Origin of the sequence: Anaerotruncus sp. 1XD42-93 (genome assembly GCF_009917605.1) — a bacterium.
In the GTDB taxonomy this organism is placed as follows: Bacteria; Bacillota; Clostridia; order Oscillospirales; family Ruminococcaceae; genus Anaerotruncus.
Genome location: NZ_QZEG01000040.1, coordinates 19858 through 28379 on the forward strand (window position 1 = coordinate 19858; position 8522 = coordinate 28379).

Consider the following 8522-nt stretch of genomic DNA (forward strand, 5'->3'; position numbering starts at 1 on the left):
TACCGTTTGGCTATGTCGATGTTCTCCTGCTTTGCCCAGCGCGTATCTTATCGCCATCTAAAGCAAGGCTTGCTATCAGCAGCCTTTCAGACACCTCCATTATACTACAAAATCCCGGCCCTTTCAACATCTTTCTCAGAAAAGCGTGGCATGTCCGGGGACTCCCATTCCTGATGCGGCACCACTGCGGCAGCCGCCATCCAGATTTCCCCAGCGCCTGCACGTGCCAGCAGGCTGGCGCATCTTCGCGCGGTAGAGCCGGTGGTCAGCACATCGTCCACCAGCAAAATCCGTTCCCCGTGGAGCCGCACACCCCGCACTCCCGCAAATGATTGCCGGGCGTTTGCCTCCCGTTCCAGACGATCCGAAAGGGTCATCTGCGCGACCGTGTTTTCGGTATGACCGATCAGGCCATCCCGCACCCTGATTTTCAACCGCCTCGAAAGCTGTTGGGCGAGCATCCCGGCAGGGCAAAACCCGCGTTGCCGCAGTTTATGCGGGGCGGGCGGTACATAGGTCAGCAGGTCGAACCGGGGCAGGCCGGGGATTTCCAAGAGCCGTTCCGCCATCAGGCCCGCTAAAAAAGCAGCATAATACGACCGCCCATCGTATTTGAACCGGTGAATTCCCTGACGGACCCCATCCTTGTAATAGAGCGGGGCAGCCACCCGGACAAACGGCGGCAGATTTGGGAACCGTCCCGGCTCGATGCGCGGCAGGGTTTTGGCACATGCGGGACAAAGGTATCCGCCGTCCGGAAGCAGCGCCGTACAGCAGAAACATTTATGTGGGAACAACAGGCGGAGCAGCCTTTCCCGCAGCGGATCACTCATGGCAAACCTCCCCCAGAAGATGCACCAGATTGGTATACCGGCGGGATTTTTTATGGTTGTCCACCATATAATAGACCGTCCGACGGGAACCGAGCAGGATCAACAGCCGTTTGGCGCGGGTCACCGCCGTATAAAGCAGGTTGCGGTAGTACATCCGGCTGCGCCCGTCCATGAGCGGCATGATCACTGCGTCGTATTCGTTGCCCTGGCTCTTATGCACTGTGATCGCATATGCCAGCTCCAGTTCGTTGGCCATATCAAATGAATATTCAGCGAGACGATCGTCAAACCGGATCACAATGGAGGAGGACGGACGGTTAATCAGCTCGATCACACCGATGTCCCCGTTGAAAATCCCCATCCCTTCCTCGCCATCCTCCTTTTCCCAAAGCAGGTCGTAGTTGTTGCGGATCTGCATGACCTTGTCCCCCTCGCGAAAGACCGCAGTCCCCGCCTTGAACTCCTTTTTGGAGGGGGCCGGTGGGTTGAGGGTCTCCTGCAACACCCGGTTCAGCTCGCCGGTGCCGACCGCCCCCACCCGGGTCGGCGCGATCACCTGAATATCCCAGAGCGGGGAATAACCGTAGCGGTTGGGCAGGCGCCTGGCACAGAGGTCGGCAGTAGTCGCCGCAATCCGGGCGGTGGAACTGTCGGGCAGGAAAAAGAAGTCGTTGTCCCGCACATCCAGCCGGGGATATTCCCCGGTCACAATCGCGTGGGCATTGGTGATAATCAGGCTCTGCGCCGCCTGCCGGAAGATCTCGGTAAGATGCACCACCGGCACCTCTCCGCTCTCGATCAAATCCCCCAGAATGTTGCCCGCCCCCACCGACGGGAGCTGGTCCGGATCGCCGACCAGGATCAGGCGGCAGGAAAACCGCAGTGCACGCAGAAGCGATTCAAAAAGCAGCGTATCCATCATCGAGGTTTCGTCGATGATGACCGCCTCAAAGGGGAGCGGGTTTTTCTCGTTGCGCTTGAACCGGGTGACGCCGCTGCCGTCGCCGAAATCGACCTCGAGCAGCCGGTGCACCGTCTTGGCCTCCACGCCGGTGAGATCGGCCATCCGTTTGGCGGCCCGCCCGGTCGGAGCTGCCAGCGCAACCTTTGCGCCCGTCTGGGTCAGCAGGCGGATAATCGCCGAAATCGCGGTGGTTTTTCCGGTCCCGGGGCCCCCTGTCAGGACCATCAAAGGCTGGGTGATCGCGGTGATGATCGCTTCCCTCTGAAGCCGCGCATATTGGATCCCCTGTTTTTGTTCGAGGCCGTCGATCACCCCGCCGATATCCGCTATGATGCCTTCCGGACGGCTCCCCAGCATCAGTGCGAGCTTGCTCGCGATATAGCATTCCGCCTCGTAGTACCGCGGCAGATAGATGAACGGTTCCCCGTCCACCTCGACCCGCACCAGCTCATTCTGTTCGACCAGCAGGTCCAGCGCATCCCCGATCAGATGGCTGTCGACCTCAAGCAGCGGCTGACAGACCTCGATCAGTTTACGCGCGGGCAGGCAGACATGCCCGTTGTTGGTGTTGTGGCGCAGGATATGCTGAAGCCCCGCGGAAATCCGCTCGAACCCGTCCTGCTGGAGCCCGCCCTGCCGGGCGATCGCATCCGCAGTTTCAAATCCGATGCCGATTTCCTCGCAGCAGAGGACATACGGATTTTGCGACACCATTTCCTGCGCAGAGAGTCCAAATTTTTTCCAGGTCTTGATTGCAAACGCCGCAGGCACTCCAAATTTGGCGAGAAAAAGCATAACGGTACGGATTCCAAAAAGTTTTTTATACTCATTGGAAATCTGTTCTGCTTTTTTTGCCGTAATTCCCCGAATTTTTGTCAGTTGTTCCGGGTCCTGTTCGATGATCGTGAGGGTCTCGTCTCCAAACATCTGCACCAGCCTTTTGGCGATGGCCGGCCCAACCCCCTTGATCGCCCCGGACGCAAGATAGCTTGCGATTGCGGTCGCGGTTGCAGGCATCAGCCGTTCATAAATCTGTGCTTTCAGTTGCAGCCCGTATTTGGGATGGTTGGAATAGGTGCCGGTGACGATCAGCGTCTCTCCCACCGAGATGTCGGCAAACTCACCAACGACAGTCATCAGCTCCTCATCGGTTGCCAGCTCGAGCACAGTGTACCCATTTTCCGGATTGTGAAACACGATGGTCTCCACACTGCCTTCCAATCTGTAAAGCTCCCCGCTTTCCACCTGTGCACCCATCCTTTCGTGACCAGATAGCCAACACGCGGAAAAACCGAACCATTCCCAACGATATTGACTATACCAGTATAATACGGATCGGCGAAAATGTAAATATTTTCATCGCCCGGCCAGCAGTGCGTCCAGCTCTTGGGCCGACTGCACAAACCGGATCCCGGTACCGCTGGTGAGCACCCTGCATTCCCGCACGCCGCCCTCATCCAGCCCCACATCGTAGAGGACATAGACCTGCTGGGAAGGGTTCGCCTCCCATTGCAGACAGGAGTAGACCTGCGCAAGCTGTTCATCGGTGCTCCCCTCCCCGCCGATCGGGAATACCCGGTACACCCGGCTGCGCCTGCTGCCCATCCGAATCGAAATCCAGGTACAGACCTGCACAAACCCGACACACGCCAATGCCGCCACTGTCAGCCAAAGGATTATTTCCACCATAAAAAATCACCTCCCTGCATCCTATGCAGAAAGGTGATTTTTTGCCTGTGTTTTCCCGAATTCTTACCGGACTGCCGCCAAAAGCGCATCAGCCTTGTCGGTTTTCTCCCAAATGACCCCGAGGTCCTCACGGCCCATATGCCCGTAAGCCGCGAGCTGACGGTAGATCGGGCGGCGCAGATCGAGGGTGCGGATGATCACCGCAGGCCGCAGATCGAACACCTCTTTCACTGCCTGCTCGAGCTTTTCGTCCGAAACTGTGCCGGTACCAAAGGTATTGACATTGACCGAAACCGGATGTGCTACCCCGATCGCATAGGCGAGCTGGACTTCACAACGCCTGGCGAGCTTCGCCGCAACGATGTTCTTGGCGACATAGCGCGCCGCATAGGCTGCCGAGCGGTCGACCTTCGTGGGGTCCTTGCCCGAGAATGCGCCGCCGCCATGCCGCCCGGAGCCGCCGTAGGTGTCAACAATGATCTTGCGCCCGGTCAGGCCGGAATCCCCCTGCGGGCCGCCGATCACAAACCGTCCGGTCGGGTTGACAAAAATCTTGGTGTTTTCGTCCATCAGGTTGGCGGGCACGATCTCCTTGATGACCTTTTCGATCACATCGGCGCGGATCTGCTCGAGCGACACCTCCGGGGCGTGCTGGTTGGAGATCACCACCGCATCCACGCGGACAGGACGGTCGTCCTCATATTCGATCGTAACCTGGGTTTTGCCGTCCGGGCGCAGATAGGGAAGAACCCCCTCCTTGCGTACTTTGGTAAGCTGCTTTGCGAGCTTATGTGCCAGCGAAATCGGCATGGGCATCAGCTCGGGGGTTTCATCGCTTGCATAGCCGAACATCATCCCCTGGTCCCCTGCACCGGTCGCGTCCTCCTTGCTGGTATCGGCGTCGCGGTACTCGAGCGCATCGTCCACGCCCATTGCAATATCCCCCGACTGCTCGTCAATGCTGGTCAGCACCGCACAGGTCTTGCAGTCAAACCCGTATTTCGCGCGGTCATAGCCGATCTCTTCGATCGTCTTGCGCGCGATCGCCGGAATATCCACATAACATTTGGTAGAAATTTCACCCATAATCATCACCATGCCGGTGGTCACTGCGGTTTCGCAGGCGACACGCGCCCCGGGATCATTTGCAATGATCGCATCGAGCACCGCGTCCGAAATCTGGTCGCAGATTTTGTCCGGATGTCCCTCGGTGACCGACTCGGATGTAAACAGATACTTCGCCATAAAAAATCAAACTCCTTTTTGCTGAATCGTGAATGGTTTTCTATATAAATACGCGGGTCTGCGGCCTGCAGAATCCACAGCCCGGGCAAATTTTTCATGTTTTGATGGTCACAGGTCAAGGATACAGAAATCGGTCATCAGGCAGCAGAGCTGCCCCTCGGCGTCGAACCCCCAGTAGGAAGGGTATCCGCCGTCCCCCCAGCCGCTTGAAAACGCCGCAACGTTGTATTCGCTGTCCGGAAGCCGGACGTTTGCAGCCGAATAGGTATCCACATAGCTCTTTTCGAGCGCGTCATCCAGCGCCGAAAAAATGCCGCCCTCCCATTCCTCCAACCCTTCGGTCAGCCGGAGGAAGGTCTGTTCGTCCATAAACCCACCGGTCCCACTGTCCACACCATAGCCGTAAAAGCCATCTTCCGAAAGCTCCGCGGTATCCTGTCCCGCGAGCAGCGCCATCTCAAACCGCACCGGCGCCCCCTCGCGGAACCGCAGGCCGGCAAACGCCACCCGTCTGTCGCCGCCGCCCTCCCAGACCCAGAGGTTCACCGGGTAGCTGCCGGGAGGGACTGTCCTTGTAAATGGGGTTCCCTCGAACAGGCAGCAGGGGTCATTTGCAACGATTTTCCCGGTCGGCAGATAAAGCTCCCCCAGCGGTTGGGAACGCAGGCTTTCGCCCTCCTTGAGAAACCGGCCGGCACTCCCTGCGGATACTGCTTTCAAAAGCGGTTCATTCAGATACATCCTGCACACTCCCCTTTTGGATCAGAACTCATCGAAAAACGGCGATCACCCCATCCCCGACCGCATTGGCAGTCCGGAAGATGCCGGAACGGCTGGTCATCGAGTCATACTCGGCGGGGTTGGTCAGGAACCCCATCTCAACCAGTACCGCTGGCGCATAGGTATTGAGGGTCACCCGGAAGGCCGAAAACTTCGCGCCCCGGTTGGTGCGGCCGGTGTAATCCGCAACATTGGCTGCGAGGATTTGGGCAAGCCGCTGGGACTGATCCTCATAATAGTAAACCTCGGTACCGCCAGCCTTGTTGGTATCGCGGTCGTAGGAAATGCTGTTGCAGTGGAGCGAGATGAACAGGTCTGCATCCACTGTGCCCTGCATCCGGTCATTGATCGGCGGGTTCTCGTCTTCGGCGCGGGTCATCAGGACGGTCGCGCCCAGCGATTCCAACCGCTTCTGCACCGCGATGGCAGTCGCGAGGTTGATGTCCTTTTCCATCGCAGCCTTCGTCCCTGGAACCCCGACCGCGCCTGGATCGCTTCCGCCATGCCCTGCATCGACCGCAATCGTAATCCCGGCAAGTGGACGGCTCCCCTGCTGGAGGGAAGGCTTGTATTTTGCAAAGACGTTGATCCCGCCCTCTCTGCCATAGGTGATGTCATAGCCCCACAGCGTGCGGTTTCCCGACAGTTGGAAGGTCAGGTCAGCGTACCCATCCTTTTGGGAGACTGCCACCCCGCCGAACACCCGGCTGTTGGAAACCGCTGCCTTCAGCTCGGAGACCGCATCGCTGCTCATGGTGGTGTTGCACAGCCGCACAAACAGCTTTTCACTGTCCTGATAGGACCGAACCATCGGGCGTGCACTGCCGGGGAAGGAGTAGACCTCGCCGTTCCCGTCGTCGGTCGCGCCAAAAAGGGCCTGTTCCACCGACAGACGGAGCGGAACCTCCTCGGTCAACGGCTGCATCGCCTCCCGCGGGACCCAGCCGCCGGTCGACAACTCGTAAAGGTCGCCGTTGATGTCCTTTACTGTGTCAATCCCGCCCAGCTTGGCAGTATCAATAAACCTGCTGCGCTGTGCATCGCTGTAAACTACCGTAGCGTCGTTCTTGACCTGTACTGCCAGCCGGCTTCCCGACCCGGTTATGTAGACCCTGCCCTCCGACTCGAAATCGGTCTGCCCATTGAGGGTGTAGACCACCTGCCCGAGGTCTTTGGTGCCGCTGACCTCGCCCGCCGTGAGCTTGGCGGTGAAGGTTGCGGGAACGCCCGCTTTAGCGGTTGCGGCGCTCTGCTCCAATGTGACCTGCCTGTTCCCGATCGACGCAGTCACGCTCGCCCCCGAAGGAGCTACACAGGAAAGCGTGATCGTTTCGCCGCTGAAGGTTGCACAGTCGTAGGCAGGCGCCATCCGGGAGATCACTGTCGTAGTTGCAGCTTCAGCGGAAGCATTCCCCCGCACGATGATAACTTCCTCACGCGCACTGCCCTGCTCGAGCACAAAGCGGTTGGTTCCCGCGTCAAGGGCGACATAAACCCCAAAGCTGCCCCGCACGCCCCGCTGCTCGACCTCCTGTCCATTGAGGGTCAGCGGCAGGCCAGGGTCGGAAGTACCAGCAATAAAATAAGCAGCATCAGTCGTCGTAATCTGCCCGCTGGGACGTGAAACCGTCAATCCCTGTGGAATCGTGAGGCTGACGTGGCCAGTAATCGCTTCAAGGTCGTTATATCCGCCCTGCGCCGCTGCCGGTGCGACCGAAACTCCCACACAAACCGCTAGCACAAGTACAAAGCTGACAAGCCGGTTTTTGATCTGTTTTTTCTGCATCTTTGGTTCCTCCCGCCCTCTGGTTTTCCAGGCTTTTTTATAGAAGTGCGGTTTTTACGCGGAATTCCTGCGCGGGTCTGGTCGAAATCTGCTGTAAAAAACGCCCGGTATACACCGAGCGTTCTATCTTTCCTCATCTCTCGGTCATACCGCAGGATTTGGCACCTTGCAGATGCAGGTTGCCGGACTTCATAGGGCCTGTCCCTCCGTCACTCTTTATAAGGTAGAAATATGAAATTTAAAATTTAAGTTTCTTCTGAAGAAAAGTTTACACCAACTTTGGTAGATTGTCAAGCGCTTTTTTCAGATGCTCAGGCTGCCTGCTGCCCCTGCTCATAGCGCAGAAGCTGGCCAATGGGTTTGTAGACGATGTATGTCACCAGACCGTTGATCCCGGCTTTGGCAAGGTTAAACGGCACGATCACCGGAAGCAGCATCGGAATGACCGCATCAATCGGGGTGCCCATGAAAATCGGGGTAAAGACCAGATTGCAGAATACCATCATAATGGTCATCGAAGCAACACCTGCCAAAATCGCTGCAACTGCCCCACCGCGGGTATGCCGCCGCTTATAAATGTTTCCGGCCAGCAGCGCAAACGAGCCTGTCGCCAGAATATGCATCACAATGCCGATCGGGCCGGACGCGGCGCTCACAGTTACCCCCTGGATCACCGAAACGGCGACGGTTAACAACAGGCCCGAAATCGGACCAAACAGAAACGTCCCGATGAAGATGGGGATGTCCGCAGGGTCATACTCCATCCAGGGTGCACTCGGGAAAAGCGGAAAATGGACGATCGAGATCAGGACGATTGAAAGTGCGGCGAGCATCGCCATTGTGGTGAGTTTTTTGGTGGATGTTTTCATGCTTGTTCCCTCCATAGAATAGAGCCTGTCGGGGAAACGAAACGCCCTTGCGGCAAAAAGCGCAAGGGCGGCAGCGTGTCGCGGGAAAACCCGGGAAAGCTACGCTGTTTCTTTTATCCGGACTATACCGTTGGTATGGGAGTTCCACCCATTCAGCCGACTTTCGCCGGGTCGCGGACTTTACCGCCAGTGGGGAATTGCACCCCGCCCTGAAACAGACCTGTTAAATTTGTTTTTATTATAGCGCGGTGTATCCCGTTTGTCAAGCGGCCTCCGCACAAGATGCAGGGCAACAGCATTTGAAATTTTGCCAAAAAGAGATATAATCAGGAATATGGAATTAAAAAGATTAAAAT

7 protein-coding genes and 2 riboswitches are annotated in these 8522 nt (G+C 57.5%); all 7 genes read right to left on the bottom strand.

Going from position 1 to position 8522, the window contains the following annotated elements; all coding sequences use genetic code 11:
* Positions 1-104: 104 nt before the first annotated feature.
* Positions 105-833 (bottom strand): phosphoribosyltransferase family protein, encoded by a 729-nt coding sequence (locus tag D5269_RS12815; RefSeq protein WP_016317124.1) that lies wholly within the window; start codon positions 831-833, stop codon positions 105-107.
* Positions 826-3042, bottom strand: a complete 2217-nt coding sequence (locus D5269_RS12820) for an ATP-dependent RecD-like DNA helicase (protein WP_120485902.1) — start codon at positions 3040-3042, stop codon at positions 826-828. Before D5269_RS12820 ends, D5269_RS12815 begins: the two co-directional genes overlap by 8 nt.
* A 111-nt stretch (positions 3043-3153) precedes the next feature.
* On the bottom strand, positions 3154-3486 hold the full coding sequence (locus D5269_RS12825; protein WP_120485903.1) for a hypothetical protein: 333 nt from the start codon (positions 3484-3486) through the stop codon (positions 3154-3156).
* A gap of 63 nt (positions 3487-3549) precedes the next feature.
* On the bottom strand, positions 3550-4731 hold the full coding sequence (gene metK, locus D5269_RS12830) for a methionine adenosyltransferase (protein ID WP_016317121.1): 1182 nt from the start codon (positions 4729-4731) through the stop codon (positions 3550-3552).
* Between the two features lie 108 nt (positions 4732-4839).
* Positions 4840-5472, bottom strand: a complete 633-nt coding sequence (locus D5269_RS12835) for a DUF4241 domain-containing protein (protein WP_120485904.1) — start codon at positions 5470-5472, stop codon at positions 4840-4842.
* Between the two features lie 28 nt (positions 5473-5500).
* Positions 5501-7297 (bottom strand): N-acetylmuramoyl-L-alanine amidase, encoded by a 1797-nt coding sequence (locus D5269_RS12840; RefSeq protein WP_120485905.1) that lies wholly within the window; start codon positions 7295-7297, stop codon positions 5501-5503.
* 130 nt (positions 7298-7427) lie between these two features.
* Positions 7428-7522: riboswitch (SAM riboswitch) on the bottom strand.
* Between the two features lie 86 nt (positions 7523-7608).
* A complete protein-coding gene (locus D5269_RS12845) occupies positions 7609-8166 on the bottom strand; it encodes an ECF transporter S component (RefSeq protein ID WP_016317118.1) in 558 nt (185 codons plus the stop codon).
* Positions 8167-8267: 101 nt separating this feature from the next.
* Positions 8268-8387, bottom strand: a riboswitch (FMN riboswitch).
* Positions 8388-8522: the final 135 nt, after the last annotated feature.

Bases quoted from the DNA above. Each gene is read 5' to 3' on its own strand.
- D5269_RS12845 (WP_016317118.1), bottom strand. From the start codon at position 8,166: ATGAAAACATCCACCAAAAAACTCACCACAATGGCGATGCTCGCCGCA.
- metK (WP_016317121.1), bottom strand. From the start codon at position 4,731: ATGGCGAAGTATCTGTTTACATCCGAGTCGGTCACCGAGGGACATCCG.
- D5269_RS12825 (WP_120485903.1), bottom strand. From the start codon at position 3,486: ATGGTGGAAATAATCCTTTGGCTGACAGTGGCGGCATTGGCGTGTGTC.
- D5269_RS12835 (WP_120485904.1), bottom strand. From the start codon at position 5,472: ATGTATCTGAATGAACCGCTTTTGAAAGCAGTATCCGCAGGGAGTGCC.
- D5269_RS12815 (WP_016317124.1), bottom strand. From the start codon at position 833: ATGAGTGATCCGCTGCGGGAAAGGCTGCTCCGCCTGTTGTTCCCACAT.
- D5269_RS12840 (WP_120485905.1), bottom strand. From the start codon at position 7,297: ATGCAGAAAAAACAGATCAAAAACCGGCTTGTCAGCTTTGTACTTGTG.